We start from the raw sequence: 14,402 nt of genomic DNA, 5'->3' as shown, positions 1-14,402 counted from the left end.
CGACGGACTTTTCGGTATACTCTCAAGGCCGAAGGTCCTTTTTTTGCCTTCATGAGAAAGTGTGTTATGATGAACAAAAGGGCCTGTCCGCGCAAGGTCCTTCAATCGATTCAGGGAGGGGAATCCACCGATGACAACGACTATAAGGCACATTGCCGACACGACCGTGCTGAACAACGGCGTCAAGATGCCATGGGTCGGCCTTGGCGTATGGAAAACCAAGGAAGGCGACGAAGTGATCCAGGCCGTGAAGCATGCGATCCGGGCCGGCTACCGTTCGATCGATACCGCCGCAGTGTACGGCAACGAGACGGGGGTCGGTACGGCGATCAAGGAGAGCGGCGTGCCCCGCGAGGAGCTGTTCATCACGACCAAGGTGTGGAACAGCGATCAAGGCTACGATACGACGCTTCGCGCCTTCGACGAAAGCCTGCGCAAGCTGGGCCTTGAGACGATCGACCTCTACCTGATCCATTGGCCGGTCAAAGGCAAATACAAGGAAACGTGGAAAGCGCTGATCCAGCTTCAGAAGGAAGGCCGGGTCAAAGCGATCGGCGTCAGCAACTTTCAGGTGCACCACCTAAGCGATATTATCGAAGACAGCGGCGTCGTTCCTGCCGTGAATCAGGTCGAGTTCCACCCGCTGCTGAACCAGGCGGAGCTGCGGGCTTACTGCAAGGAGAAGGGAATCCAGCTGGAAGCATGGAGCCCGCTCATGCAGGGCAATCTGGATCAACCGCTGCTCTCCGAGCTGGCCGCCAAATACGGCAAATCGCCGGCGCAAATCGTGCTGCGCTGGGATCTTCAGCACGGCGTCGTGACGATTCCGAAATCGATCAACGAACAGCGCATTCGCGACAACGCGGATCTGTTCGATTTTGTGCTGTCGGACGAGGACATGGCCAAAATCGACGGACTGAATCAAAACAAGCGGTTTGGGCCCGATCCCGACAATTTCAACTTCTAGCATCATGAGCGCTTTCCGGCGCACGAAGGCGGCGCAAGACGCCTTATCCGATGGCAGATCGGATAAGCGTTTTGCGCCGCTTGCCGTCTCTGCTCTTTGGGTTCACGCCGCACTCCCCCGCCCCGCTCTCTCACGCTGGCAGGCGAGCTCCGCGTTGGTGCATGCACTCTGCGGCAGCGCGCGAGCTCCGCGTTGGTGCACGCACTTTGCGCCAGCGTGCGAACTCCGTGTTGGTTCTGCCCTCCCCCGGCCCCCCTGGGCACATGAAGCGACGAATCCTGCAAAAAGTGCAACATTTTCCGTGTCCTTTGCGCTCGAGGAAGGAGAATGTTGTATTTTGTGCAACAATTTGGGCGGGATGAGCTTCATACCCGTGAATATCGCCCGAAATGTTGTACGTTCTACAACTTTGAGCCGCAAATATGGTTGATTCCCCCGTTTTTATTGCACAAAATACAACATTTGCTGACCTTCAACCCTTTAGTCACGTCAGGACAAATGGGCAGCCCGCCGGCTTTTTTTCGGGAGATGTCACCTTTTGGCCGGGCGCTCCATATAATGGTCTGTGCATAAGCCCAGAAAAAAGGATGTGATCGACCGTCATGGCTGTCATTAAGGCGAATTCCAACGATCTGAAGCTGCTGGCCCGGCTTCTCCGGGCGGAGGCGGAAGGGGAAGGCGATCTCGGAATGCTCATGGTGGGCAACGTCGGGGTCAACCGCGTGCGTGTGGATTGTCTGGACTTCAAAAACATTCGCACGATCCCGCAGATGGTGTTCCAGAGCCCAGGGGGCTTCGAGGCGACTCAAAAAGGCTATTTCTATCAGCGGGCCCGCGAGTCGGAGATCCGGCTGGCGCGCAGAGCCGTAAACGGCGAACGGCAGCATCCGGCCTCCAACGCGCTCTGGTATTTCCGTCCCGAAGGCCAATGTCCCCCCACCTGGTGGAACCAAACTCATGCGGGCCGCTTCAAAGCGCATTGCTTCTATAATCCTTCGCGCCAGGATTGCCCCAGCGCTTACTAAGGAACGCGCGCAAAAAAGCTAATGGGACAACCTGTTCGCTGCATACCATGTAACAAGCGGTTGGATCGGCCGCAAACGATGAAGATGCAAGGAGGGTTTTGCTCAAATGACAAGCAATATATACCCAAGGCCGGGGGGCAGCATCCCGAGCGGCAGCGTGCCCGGCGGCGCCGCGCCATACGGATATCCGTCCTATGCCCAGGGGGTGCCCCATGCGCAGCAGCCCATGGGACAGCCGCCGCTGCAGCAGTCGATGTTCCCGCAGACGCTTGGGCAGCAGCACATGACTCCGCCGCCGGGAACGAGCGGCGCAACCATCTCGGGTCCTTTCTCCGTACCCCAGCCGACCCCAGTCGCCGGTATAACCCCGCCGGGTCAGCTGCCGATCGAGCAATCCTACATCGAGAATATTTTGCGGCTCAATCTCGGCAAGATGGCAACCATCTACATGACGTTCGAGAACAATTCGGAATGGAACGCCAAAGTATTCAAAGGCCGGCTGGAGGCCGCGGGCCGCGATCATATCATTATCAGCGACCCGGCGACCGGCTTGCGCTACTTGCTGCTGATGGTCAATCTGGATTACATCACATTCGACCAGGAATTGAATTATACTTACCCGATCGGCGGCGGGACGCAGACGGGACGATAACGTCAGACGCCGGCGCAGGGAATCTCCTGCGCCGGCGTCGTTTGTGCGGCGGCCGCCAGCCTGCGGGCCGTTTTCGCTCCAGGCTTTGCGGCCCGGGCGAATGCCACCCGCCAGGCTTTGCGGCCAGGCGAATGCGATCCGCCGTTGGCAGCCTCCGCTTGCCGCTCACCCGAAAACTTGGAACGCATCAAATCAGGTATTCTTTCAGTGGAAGGTCCGACTTGCGGATTTCTTCCGCCACCAGCGCTGCCACCTGTGCCGCGCCGTCCTCGTTGAAATGAGTGTCGTCCTGAACGCCATCCGGGTAATTGGGATGCTCGTTCGGCTTCAGCCAGACGAACAGCCGCTTCGAGTTTTCCGGTCCGAGCGATCGGTACAGCTCCTGCGTCCGCGGACACAGATCAAGCAGCGGCACGCCGCGTTCCCTGGCCAGCTTCCTCATCGCATCCGGATAAGCGCCGTGAGAGGGCGTCAGCTCCCCCGCTTCGTCGAAATGCCGGCGCTCGACAGAGGTCAGCAGCACGGGCCGCGCGTTCTTGGCGACGGCCAGCTCGATATAGCGCGCCAAATGCTCGGGATACGTCGTCTCCGGGTCGGTATGCCGCTCCTCGTCCGGCTTCTGATCGTTATGGCAGAACTGGATCATGAGGTAATCGCCGGCGCCGATCGCCTCCTCGATCCGCTGCAGATGCCCTTCCGCGATAAAGCTCTTCGAGCTGCGCCCGCATCTGGCTTCATTGACCACTTCGACCTCCGGGCCGAACAATCGTCCGATCATTTGCCCCCACCCGGCCATCGGCGCCTGCTCCTGCGGATACGTGGCCGCGGTCGAATCGCCCGCAATAAAGATGCGCACCGGTTTCCTGCCTTCCTTCATAAAACGCTTCATCTCCTGTCGTCCCTGCAGGCGAACAAGCCTCGCCATCGGTCTCTTCTATTGCCGTCTGAATCGATGGGCCCAAGGCGGGCCGCCCGGCTTCCAAGAACGAGTATATAGGAAAGCGATAGTTTCCTCAATGAGATTTTGGCCTGTCATCCCGGCTCCGCTGCTGCGAAGAAAAGGCCGCGCGGCGGCAAGCCCCGCCGACTCCCGCCGACTATTGGCCGACGTCCCGCTCTCCCCGCTTGGGCCAGCCTTTGACTGCCTGCAGCAGCCGGTAGATCGACTTCGATTCCTTCGCCAGCAGCGGACCCAGTATGGCGAGCAGCAGCACATACAGCACGGCGAACGACTGCACGGTCGGCAGCAGGCCGCCGGCTTTGCCGATGTTCGCCATAATGATCGAGAATTCGCCTCTGGCGACGAGCGTCAGGCCGACATTGAGCGACGCTTTGGACGAAAAGCCGGCGATGCGGCCGGCGATCGCGCCAGCGGCGTAATTGCCGAGGATCGTAAATACGACGCCGACAATGGCCATCCATACCGCCCCGCCCAGGGAGAGCGGATCGATGGTGAGCCCGAATCCGAAGAAAAACACGGCGCCGAAAAAATCGCGAAATGGCAGCACTTGATGTTCGATCCGTTTGACATGCTGCGATTCGCCGAGCACGAGACCGATCAGCAGCGCGCCGATCGCCTCGGCCACGTGCAGCGTCTCCGAAAACCCGGCAACGAGAAACAGAAGCGTCATAATCGTGAGAAGAAACAGCTCTGGAGTGGACACATTCAGCGCCTTGTCGATCCAGCGGACAACGAACCGGCCGACAACCAAAAATGCGATAATAAAGCCGAGCGCAGACAGCGAAACAAGCAGCACATCGGCCAGAGAGCCTGCGCCGCTAAGCACGAGCCCGGACAAGAGGGAGATGTGCACCGCGACGAACAAATCGTCGAACATGATCATGCCCATAATCATTTCCGTCTCGGGATTGGCCGTCCGCTTCAGATCGACCAGCACCTTGGCGACGATCGCCGTCGATGAGCTGGTCATGATGCCGCAGATGACGAGCGTTTCATGCAGCGGCATCCCCGCGCTCCAACCGAGCAAGAGCCCCGAGGCGAAATTGATCACGACATAGCAAGTGCCGCCGATAAGAATGGCCCGGCCCGATTTGACCAGCCGTTTGACAGAAAATTCGAGTCCCAGATAGAACAATAGAAATAAAATGCCGAGACGGCCCATGAAATCGATGAACAGCGAGCTTTCGATAAACCTTAGGTCAATGATCCAAAAATGCGGGGCATGCGGCCCCACGGCCATTCCAGCCAATATATAAAAAGGGATAACCGAAAAGCGCAGCTTCGAAGACAGAAAACCGACGATCGTAATCAAAGCTGCGGCAAGACCTACTTCGAAAACAAGCGTTTCCGCCATTACTCCGCCCCTTTCGCTTCTCCTTTCGACAGCAGCTGCTTCAGACCGTTCAAATGTATCCTTTCCCCGACGACGATCAGCATCGAGCCGGAAGAGAACACATAGTCCGGTCCGGGATTAATCGTTTTGCGATGATCCTTCTCGACGACCGCGATGACGGTCGCCCCCGTTCTTTGCCGAAGATCCAGCTCCCCGATCCGCTTGCCGATACATGCGAACGAAGGCTCGACCCGAATCCATTCGATGATCAGATCCTCCAGCACCGCCTCCCTGGTCTCCTCCAGCTTCGGCTTGTAGACGATGCCGGCCAGAATGGCCGCGATCGCCCGCGATTCCTCCTCGCTGAGCGTGACGACGGCGAGCACCTCATCCGGATCGCTCTCGCTCATCCGAAAAATTTCGCGCCGCTCGTCATTGTGAACGATAATGACAAGCCGTTCTCCGCTCCGGGTTTCGACGCAAAATTTTTGACCGATGCCCGGCAATGCGGATTCCTTAATTTCCAAATCCATTCCCTCCATCCAGGGGTCACGGCCCTCTTGAGCCCCCCTGCATCACATTGATTATGGCGCAAACCACATACTGTATCCGACAACAGCCAAAGTGAGCAGCAATAAGACAGCCGTTCCGTAGGACAGGATCGCAAAAAATCGTTCGACTTTACGCTCATCCTCCGGCCGCTCTTCCGGTTTGCCTGGATGCTTCATCACATACCTACCTCCCACGCCGCTCCCTTCTAAGGATCGTCCGAATCGGGGAACTGGATGCCGCCGATGACGACTGCCTCGTTCTTGCCGTACAGGGAGATTCTGAAATATTGTCTTTCCAGGCGCATCAGCAGCTGTCTTCCCGTTTCGGATAAATAAGAAAACCGGCCGCGGTCCGGATTCTCTTCCCCCGGGAACACGAGACGCACCCAGCTTGTTTTCATCGTACCGAGATGCAGCAGCTGGATATCGGCGCCAATCACGACAAATGGAGGAGACGGCTCCTGTTCGCCTTCAAACTCTCCTTCATGCTCACCGATCCATTCCTGCAGCATCGCCATATACCGTTCGATAAAATCGCTCGTATTCTTCGAACCGATCCCGTCCTGCGCCAGCGCAATCCGCTCCTTCTCCTCCGCCAGGACGCGGAGCTGGTGCGACAGCATTTCGCGGACGGGCCGGACCGACTCTATTCCATGCATACAACCACCTGCCTCGGACAACGAGATGAATAGGCCATTAAATAGACTAATACTAAATCTAAATAAATACACGCGACATTTTTACAGGCCGCGCTGCTCACCTATCCAACGGAATCGCCTCCTTATTGAGAAGCTGCATACATTAAATGTAAAAAAGCCTTAAACATGCGTGAAGGCACTTCGTTCGCGCCAGCAAACGAAATGCCTCTTAGCTTCATTATCGCATACTCGAGTGCAAAGATCAACAGAATCAGCAGATCATAGAATGAATTGAAACATTTGTCATAAAATGTCTATATCCAGGCTGCAGTTCCTCAAGCTCCAGGCATCGTCCGTGAATGCTCCCACCGCTCGACTTAGGCCCCGCGCCATTTTCACACACGCTCTTCTGCATATTGTCTAATTATCTATAATAAATATTATTTTAGAATAATTATAAAAAAGTATTGACTATTAAGTAATAATCGTTTAAATTATCATCATAGTCATTGATACTGATTCTCAATTGCATTCTCGCTATCAAGCAAAACGATTCTAATCTATTCATTGATGAGGTGAATGGCATATGTCTTCTAACAAGTACGATTTGACCACGAGCTGGGGCGCTCCCGTCGGCGACAACCAGAACTCCATGACGGCAGGCTCGCGCGGGCCGACGCTGATTCAGGATGTGCATTTGCTGGAGAAGCTGGCCCATTTCAACCGGGAACGCGTTCCCGAACGCGTCGTTCATGCCAAAGGCGCCGGCGCGCACGGTTATTTCGAGGTAACGAACGATGTCACCCGGTATACGAAGGCCAGCTTTTTGTCGGAGGTCGGCAAGCGCACTCCGGTATTCGTCCGTTTCTCTACAGTGGCCGGCGAGCTTGGTTCTGCCGATACGGTGCGCGACCCGCGCGGCTTCGCCGTCAAGTTCTATACCGAGGAAGGCAACTATGACCTGGTCGGCAACAATACGCCGGTGTTCTTCATCCGGGACGCGATCAAATTTCCCGATTTCATTCATACCCAGAAGCGCCATCCGCAGACCCATCTGAAAAATCCGAACGCCGTATGGGACTTCTGGTCGCTATCTCCCGAATCGCTGCACCAGGTGACAATCCTCATGTCCGACCGCGGCATTCCGGCGACATACCGGCATATGCACGGCTACGGCAGCCACACCTTCAAATGGGTGAACGCGCAAGGGGAGGGCGTATGGGTCAAGTATCATTTTAAAACGGAGCAAGGCATCAAAAACCTGGATGTCGATCTGGCCGCCAAGCTGGCTGGCGAAAACCCGGATTATCATACGGAGGATCTGTTCAACGCCATTGCAAACGGCGATTACCCCGCTTGGAAGCTGTGCGTGCAGATTATGCCGCTGGAGGACGCGAATACGTACCGCTTCGATCCGTTCGATGTGACGAAAGTATGGTCGCAGAAAGATTATCCGCTGATCGAAGTCGGACGCATGGTGCTCGACCGCAATCCGGACAACTATTTCGCCGAGGTCGAGCAGGCGACGTTCTCTCCGGGCAATTTTGTGCCGGGCATCGAGGCTTCGCCGGACAAAATGCTGCAGGGACGCCTCTTCGCTTACTCGGACGCCCATCGCTACCGCGTCGGAGTCAACCACAATCTGCTGCCGATCAACCGCCCGATCGCTCCGGTGAACAACAACCAGCGGGACGGCCAAATGCGGTTCGACGGCAACGGCGGCGCTTCTGTCTATTATGAGCCTAACAGCTACGGCGGAGCAAGCGAATCTCCCGCGCACAGGACGGCTCCTTTCGAGGTATCCGGCATGGCCGACAGCGTTGCGTATGACCGCGACGACCATTATACCCAGGCCGGCGACCTGTACCGGCTGATGAGCGAGGCTGAGCGCGACCGCCTCGTCCGCAACATCGTCGCCGCGATGAAGCCCGTCGAGAAGGACGAGATCAAAATCCGGCAAATCGGCCATTGGCACAAAGCCGACCCGGATCTCGGACAGCGCATCGCCGACGGCCTCGGGCTGCCTGCGCCGCAGAACGAATAAGTCCGGGGCGCTCAGCAGAATATAAGTCAAGCGTAAAAACAGACTTCCCTACATCGGGCGCGGGTGCCCTCAAGGGAAGTCTGTGCTTGTTTCAGCCGCGCGGGAGCGAATATCGCAACCTATTCATCCCATATCCGGCCGACTCTTCATGTTTGTTACTAAAGCTTATTGCAGCTTCGGCCCGCTCTTCGCGCCCGGCTCCAAAAGCTTAAGCGAATTTTACCTTGGCGCTTCGTGTGCTTTTGCCTTATAATTTAAGGTACCTCCAGAACGCCTGCCAAACCGCTTCTGACCCGAAGGTCGTGGCGTCGGTCCGTTACAGCGTGCAATCCAAGATCATGGAGCTGTTATCCGAATCGCCGGATATTCAGCAGCTGCTGCTGGACCCGATCGCCTCGCTGAATACGGCGGACGATTTCCGGGAGTACCTCAGTTCCGCAGAAATGCATCTTGCCGAATTCCCGCAGCTGACCGAGAAGCAAATTCGCAAGCTGTTTCCAAAAAATAAAAAATTGGCGCTTCCCGATCTGTCCGTTGATTATCGATTCGTTACCTATCTCGGCTGGGTCGATATCTCTTCCACCAAACTGTTCATCGTTTACCCTTTGGACGGACAAGTCGTCGGCATTGAAGGGAAGTACACGCCTACCCATAAAAAAAGCGTCTGCTTTCTGTGCAACAGGCACAGCGAGACCGCGCTGTTCACCGCGGTATCCAAAGCGCGGCCGGCCCATGCTTCGCCCGATTATTATAAAGCGGTCGGGAACTACATGTGTCTGGACAGCCGGGAATGCAACAAGCACATTACGAACGTCGACGCGCTGGAAAAGTTTATTCGCAGCGTGATCGGTACTTGACGAATCATCATCCAATGTTCAGGATTGACCCCATAAGAATCAAAAGGAGCTGCCGCAGCAGCTCCTTTTGTTATCTCTCGACACGTTACAAGCGATGTCCTGCCGTTCCGACCCGGCCCTCCGTTACCGACCGTCGCCCTACGCCCCGCCATTCCACGCCAGAAAATGAGGCCGTTCCAGGGCAGACTTGTTCGGCTTATGAATCGCCACCGTCCACCATTCCTTGGCTTCCCGATTCCAGATGACGGTCGGGTCGGCTGCCCCGTCATGGATCGGGTCGCGGAACAGCGGCGCCTGCGGCGGTTGTGCGGGACCCGGCATCTTTTCTCCCTCCTTATAAGGCTCCCGCTTGACTCGCGCGAGCTTGCTGCGGAAGCTCCTGTCCGATCAGCTCCAGGCAAATGATGACATTGATCGACCATTGGGAGGCGGTATTGGTCGACATCCACGGAATTTCGCGGAGCGGCCTGACGTATTCGGTTCCGTCCACGTCCTCCGTCTCCAGCTTCAGGCTGACCTGCCAATGGGTCTGCTCCTCCAGCAGCAGCTTCCAGGCGAGCTGCGCCAGCTCCCGGTCGTTGCGGCGGGCGGCGGAGTAGGCAGCCAGCGAAGTCGATAGCATCGGGATATTCCACTGCTTCCCTTGAATCTCCCCGGACGTGCGGCGCGCCTTCTCCTCGCTCGGCAAATTGTAGAACTCTCCGAACTCATCCAGCATGCTCTCCCACTCTGGATCATCCAGCAGCGAGGCAAGCTCCATCCATACCTGGGCGCCGCCCATGCAGATGATGAGATGGTGTCCCCAGTTCTCGTTGCCCATGAAGGACAGCTCTCCGGTCTTCGGATCGTATCCGAACACCGGTCCGGTCAGAAGGCGGTACGGCATCTTTTTCAGACTGTCGATGCCGACGCGCATCTTGTCCAGGCAGGCCTGATCCTCATACCGCTCCCACCGGGTCATCCAGTTCGAGCAGAAAGCTGCCCAATCGGGGCCGCTGCGGGCATGCGTCGGGAACTCGTCCTTCGGATAGTAGTAGCGCATCGGATCGAGCCGCTCCAGCGCGTAATCCGCATCCCTCACCTCGTCCATAATGTCCCCGATTCTTTCATCCGCGGTGAGATAATAATAGAACCGATGCAGGCCGGCCATGCCGATCCGCGCCTCCTTGCAGCCGCAGCCCCAATGCAGCACGTTGTGGCGCGAGCCGAGCCCGGCGTACTCGCCGATATGATACACGTCCACCTCGCTCGTATGGCGGGTCATCGCCTCCGCCAGCCGGAACAGATCCTCCCGCCCGCTCCTCAGGAACATGTACCACAGCCAAAAGTTCGGCGCCAGCTCCGTATTTTGCCAGGCGCAGCCGCCGATATCGTATTTCCACGTATGGCGCACCGGGTCGTAGCTGTGCATGAAGTCGCCGTAATCCCAGAAGCCGTACCAGCCGCGCTGCTCGACCTCCTCCTGATAAAAGCGCACGACTTCGTCCAGCGTGTCCTCGAGCTGCGCCTTAAGGGGCGTGCTGCGGTCCGGAAGGCTCCAGGCGCCGAACGCCTTCACGCCGTGATAGTGCTCGGGCGCGCAGACGAAAAGCGGCGGCTCCTCCTTCTCCCCGGCCAGCTTGCGCAGCGTCTCCGAGGCCGGGGCGGCGTCGAAGCACCAGATGCCGAGCTCGCTCGTGTTGCCGATGCCGTACGGCGTGCTGCGCAGCTCGTCCGCGCCTTCGTAAGCCGATGCGACATGCGTCTCCGTATCGTAATGGCGCAGGTCCATGGCCGGCGCGTCGGGCGACCAGAACCATGCCGTCACGACCGCTTCGCTGCCGGATAAGCCGCGAACCTCCAGCGCCGACGGGCACTTCTGCCAAAAGCGGCGCAGCCCGACCGCAAGGCCGCCCGCCTCGCTGCCGGCATAGGCGAGCCCTGCCGAGCGGCGGCCGCCGACGGCCCTGATCCAGCTGCATTCCGCTTTATCCGTCCGTTTATAAATCGTATACGAATCGGCCGATACCTGCGTCAGCTTGTACGCATCCCACACCGCGGCGTCGTCCAGCAGCTCCAGCAGCCGCTCGTCCTCCGCCGGGTTCAGCTTGATCGGCAGACCGGCGATTTGGCGGCGGTACGCTTCATTATATTGGGGATCGAGACGCCAGTTCAGCAAGTTTTTGGGCGATTCGCTGAACAATCCCGTGTCGCCCGCCAGGCGGACGTTCCGGTTGTACAGCGGCCCTTCCAGCGGCACGCGGAAAGCGATCCCGAGCCCTTTGATAAAATCCTTGTGCGGGTTGCCGTCGTACAGAAACGTATGCACCGCCTTGATCCCGTGCTGGCCGGCATAAAAATACAGCCGCAGCGTGAAGGGCAGCCATTCGCGCGCGTCGGCCGCGGCCGCCCGGTGCCGGCCTTCGAGCTTGACCACGGCGCGGACGGGCCCGCTCTGCTCGACGGCCGCCCGCCGGATATAGCCGGCAAACGGCTCCTCCTTGACCGTGCGACTGCCCAAGGTATATGCCCGCGACTCGCGAATCCCGACCAGTTGACCGCCCGAACAGACGCGCGCCTCCCCGCGGACAATTTCGCGGATGACCGAATCCCCCTGCCGGTTGATCCGGCAGCGGATCGCTCCGGTATCCACCTCGATGTATTCCTCGGCTTCGGTCACACGGATGCGCTCGGCGGGCGCAGCCCCTTCCCCGCGCATCAGCGTGTACTCGCCCTCCTCGGCCTGGAGCAGCGAAGCGGCGTGCGCGGTCCACTTCACGCTGCCGTCCGGCCAATAGGCGGTCGGCCAGCTCTGCACCGGGACCGGCTCGCCCGACGGCGCGACGAGCGCCAGGCTTTCTCCTCTGCGCAGCTCGCCCCGCGCCCATGGCACGCCCCAGGTGACGCCGGCGGGCACGTGCGGGCGCTCTTTTAACCAACGAAGCGATATGGTAGGTTGTTGACTCATGCTGTCAGGCTCCTTTCGATCATTCCGACGGCCGCGCGGCGATCACGATCCCGTGAACGCCCAGCTTCACCTGCGGCGGCAGCGCCTCTCCCGTCAGAACATCGGTGTATGATTTTCCGTCCAAAGCGACGGTCTGCTCCTTGCCGCTGAAATTCATCAAGAAGACGTAATCAGTCGTTCCGTCCGTGCGAAGCTGGGCGGTGACGCCCGGCGGCAGCTCTGTCCCGATCGTGCGGCGGATGCCCATCTCGCGGATCAGGGCCGAGTAGAAATCGGCGTGGAACGATGCATCGTTCCGCGAAGCGATATAATAAGCTTTTCCTTGCCCGTACCGGTTGACCGTCAGCGCCGGCCGTCCTGCGTAGAAGTCGCCGCCGTAATGCGCCAGCGCCTCCGCCCCTTCCAGGTGAATCAGATCGCACAGCTCCGCCGCGCGATACTCGCTGCCCAGCGGCAGTACGCCGCCTTCCTTCGGAATGACGCGATTGCTGTCGCGGTCGTACAGCGAATCGATCTCCTCGGACCAGATGCCGAGCACTTTGCGCAATGGGCCGGGGAAGCCGCCGAGGAAGCACAGGTCGTTCTCGTCGACAATGCCCGACCAATAGGTGGCGACGAGGGTGCCACCGTTCTCCACGAATCGCTCGAGGCGCTCGCCTACGCCGGGACGGACCATATACAGCATCGGGGCGACAACCAGCTTGTACTTCGAGAAGTCGCTCTCCGAATCGATCACATCCATCGGCACCCCGGCTTCCCAGAACGGACGGTAATGAGCCCGAATCGTCTCCTCGTATTTGATCGCCTGATTGCGGGGCCCCTGCGCGTTCTTGACGGCCCAGCGGTTCTCCCAATCGAATATGATCGCCGCCTCGGGCTGCACGCTCGTGCCGATTACATCCTTCAGCTTCTCCAGCGCCTCTCCCACCTGCGCGACGTCCTGAAACACCCGGGTATGCTCATGGCCGGCATGATCGACGACCGCTCCGTGGAACTTTTCGCTGGAGCCCCGGCTTTTGCGCCACTGAAAATATTGCACCGTATCCGAGCCATGGGCCACCGCCTGCAGCGACGACAGCAGGTGCATGCCGGGCCGCTTCAGCTTGCTGATCGGCTGCCAGTTCGTGTTGCTGGGAGTGCTCTCCATCAGCATGAACGGACGCCCGTCCTTGAGCGAGCGGAAATAGTCGTGGTTCAGCGAGATCCAGGCGGCCACGTCGCTGTCGTCGTCCGCCTCGTGCCAGGCCGGATAGCTGTCCCAGGAGATGACGTCGAGCAGGTCGCTGAATTTCCGGTAGTTGAGTCCCTCGTAGGCGAGCATGAAATTCGTCGTCACCGGCAGGTCGGAGCGGACCGCCCTAAGCGGCGCGATCTCGTGCCGGCAAAAATCGACCGTCTGGTCGGTCACGAACCGGCGCCAGTCCAGATTGAGCCCGTGCGTCTCCTGCTCCCCGTGCGGCGCCGGCGATTCGAGCTGACTCCAGTCCGTATACGTGTGGCTCCAAAACGCTGTCCACCACGCCTCGTTCAGCCGCTCCAGCGTGCCGTATTTGGCCTTCAGCCAGCTGCGGAAAGCTTCCTGGCAGTAAGGGCAGTGACAGCCGCCGCCGTATTCGTTGGACACGTGCCAGCCGATAACGGCCGGATGGTGAGCGTAACGCTGGGCGAGCTGCGTATTCATGCGCGTGACGTGCCTGCGGTAAGCCGGCGATGTAAAGCAGTGATTGTGGCGCCGGCCGTGCAGATTGCGGACGCGGTTCGCTCCGACGCGCAGCACCTCCGGATATCGCTGCGACATCCAGGCTGGTCTGGCGCCGGACGGCGTCGCCAAAAACGCATAAATGCCGTGCTCGGCGAACGTATCCAGCACCCGGTCGAGCCACTCGAACCGGTACACGCCTTCCTCCGGCTCCAGCGCGGTCCAGGCGAAAATGCCGACGGACATGACGTTGCACTTCGCTTTTTTCATCAGCCGGATGTCTTCCTCGAAGACGCCGGGGTATTGCAGCCACTGATCGGGATTATAGTCGGCTCCGTGCAGAAACGCCGGAACTTTGCTGCTGATGGGCGGATATCTTTTCATACCATCGCTCCTTTGGCCCTCGTCTGCGTTTTTGGCAAAAAGATAGACGCCTATGACGAACGACTCCCTCGTCATCGGTCGTCACCTGCGGCGCTGAAAATTCGCCGATGAGCTTCGTCGAATTTTTCAAGACAGAGGGCGTGCAATTATATACGACTATTGTAAGCACTTGTCCGCCGGCGCGGAATGCAGAATCCGGCTGAATTGCTGTATAATGCTGCTGACCGCCTATCCGCCATCGCCGCAAGAGCGCCTCGGGCCAAAAGCGAGGCAGCTGCGACAGGCGAATCTCCTTCGTCATCGGTCCCGGATCACAATTCCGCTCACAATCTCTCTAACGCTTG

General features: G+C 58.7%; 14 protein-coding genes. 5 read left to right on the top strand and 9 right to left on the bottom strand.

Going from position 1 to position 14,402, the window contains the following annotated elements; all coding sequences use genetic code 11:
- Window positions 1–130 precede the first annotated feature (130 nt).
- The 3 genes from F591_RS0109905 to gerQ all read left to right on the top strand — a co-directional run bounded on the left by F591_RS0109905 (window position 131) and on the right by gerQ (window position 2,644).
- On the top strand, window positions 131–967 hold the full coding sequence (locus F591_RS0109905; RefSeq protein ID WP_019534443.1) for an aldo/keto reductase: 837 nt from the start codon (window positions 131–133) through the stop codon (window positions 965–967).
- 602 nt (window positions 968–1,569) lie between these two features.
- Window positions 1,570–1,992: a cell wall hydrolase gene (locus F591_RS0109900; protein ID WP_019534442.1), complete on the top strand. Its 423-nt coding sequence runs from the start codon at window positions 1,570–1,572 to the stop codon at window positions 1,990–1,992.
- Window positions 1,993–2,098: 106 nt separating this feature from the next.
- Window positions 2,099–2,644 carry a spore coat protein GerQ gene (gene gerQ, locus F591_RS0109895; protein ID WP_019534441.1) on the top strand — a complete coding sequence of 182 codons (546 nt, stop codon included), beginning with the start codon at window positions 2,099–2,101 and terminating at the stop codon, window positions 2,642–2,644.
- Window positions 2,645–2,646: 2 nt separating this feature from the next.
- Here the strand turns inward: gerQ and F591_RS0109890 are convergent, their stop codons facing one another.
- From F591_RS0109890 to F591_RS0109865, 6 genes are all read right to left on the bottom strand, one after another.
- Window positions 2,647–2,832 (bottom strand): hypothetical protein, encoded by a 186-nt coding sequence (locus F591_RS0109890; protein WP_019534440.1) that lies wholly within the window; start codon window positions 2,830–2,832, stop codon window positions 2,647–2,649.
- A complete protein-coding gene (locus tag F591_RS0109885) occupies window positions 2,832–3,521 on the bottom strand; it encodes a rhamnogalacturonan acetylesterase (protein WP_019534439.1) in 690 nt (229 codons plus the stop codon). Before F591_RS0109885 ends, F591_RS0109890 begins: the two co-directional genes overlap by 1 nt.
- Window positions 3,522–3,741: 220 nt before the next feature.
- The gene (locus F591_RS0109880; protein WP_019534438.1) at window positions 3,742–4,959 is read right to left on the bottom strand and encodes a cation:proton antiporter; all 1,218 of its coding nucleotides are present in this window, start codon (window positions 4,957–4,959) and stop codon (window positions 3,742–3,744) included.
- Window positions 4,959–5,471: a cation:proton antiporter regulatory subunit gene (locus F591_RS0109875; protein WP_019534437.1), complete on the bottom strand. Its 513-nt coding sequence runs from the start codon at window positions 5,469–5,471 to the stop codon at window positions 4,959–4,961. Before F591_RS0109875 ends, F591_RS0109880 begins: the two co-directional genes overlap by 1 nt.
- 51 nt (window positions 5,472–5,522) lie before the next feature.
- Window positions 5,523–5,669, bottom strand: a complete 147-nt coding sequence (locus tag F591_RS31340; protein ID WP_156829507.1) for a hypothetical protein — start codon at window positions 5,667–5,669, stop codon at window positions 5,523–5,525.
- A 26-nt stretch (window positions 5,670–5,695) separates the two neighbouring features.
- Window positions 5,696–6,148, bottom strand: coding sequence for a GreA/GreB family elongation factor (locus F591_RS0109865; protein WP_019534435.1), 453 nt, complete (start codon window positions 6,146–6,148; stop codon window positions 5,696–5,698).
- Between the two features lie 565 nt (window positions 6,149–6,713).
- Here F591_RS0109865 and katA point away from each other — a divergent pair.
- A complete protein-coding gene (gene katA / locus F591_RS0109860) occupies window positions 6,714–8,171 on the top strand; it encodes a catalase KatA (RefSeq protein WP_019534434.1) in 1,458 nt (485 codons plus the stop codon).
- A 224-nt stretch (window positions 8,172–8,395) separates the two neighbouring features.
- Window positions 8,396–9,028, top strand: coding sequence for a FusB/FusC family EF-G-binding protein (locus F591_RS0109855; RefSeq protein WP_019534433.1), 633 nt, complete (start codon window positions 8,396–8,398; stop codon window positions 9,026–9,028).
- A gap of 138 nt (window positions 9,029–9,166) precedes the next feature.
- On the opposite strand, the gene F591_RS0109850 is transcribed toward F591_RS0109855, so the two are convergent.
- From F591_RS0109850 to F591_RS0109840, 3 genes are read right to left on the bottom strand one after another with little or no spacing between them, the layout of a single operon-like run.
- The gene (locus tag F591_RS0109850) at window positions 9,167–9,349 is read right to left on the bottom strand and encodes a hypothetical protein (protein ID WP_019534432.1); all 183 of its coding nucleotides are present in this window, start codon (window positions 9,347–9,349) and stop codon (window positions 9,167–9,169) included.
- Between the two features lie 13 nt (window positions 9,350–9,362).
- Window positions 9,363–11,975 (bottom strand): exo-rhamnogalacturonan lyase family protein, encoded by a 2,613-nt coding sequence (locus tag F591_RS27755; RefSeq protein WP_040741421.1) that lies wholly within the window; start codon window positions 11,973–11,975, stop codon window positions 9,363–9,365.
- Window positions 11,976–11,994: 19 nt separating this feature from the next.
- Window positions 11,995–14,058 carry a beta-galactosidase gene (locus tag F591_RS0109840; protein ID WP_019534430.1) on the bottom strand — a complete coding sequence of 688 codons (2,064 nt, stop codon included), beginning with the start codon at window positions 14,056–14,058 and terminating at the stop codon, window positions 11,995–11,997.
- Window positions 14,059–14,402: the final 344 nt, after the last annotated feature.

It is taken from the genome of Paenibacillus ginsengihumi DSM 21568 (genome assembly GCF_000380965.1).
GTDB classification, from domain to species: domain Bacteria; phylum Bacillota; class Bacilli; order Paenibacillales; family NBRC-103111; genus Paenibacillus_G; species Paenibacillus_G ginsengihumi.
This window is presented reverse-complemented; position numbering and strand designations above follow the sequence as displayed.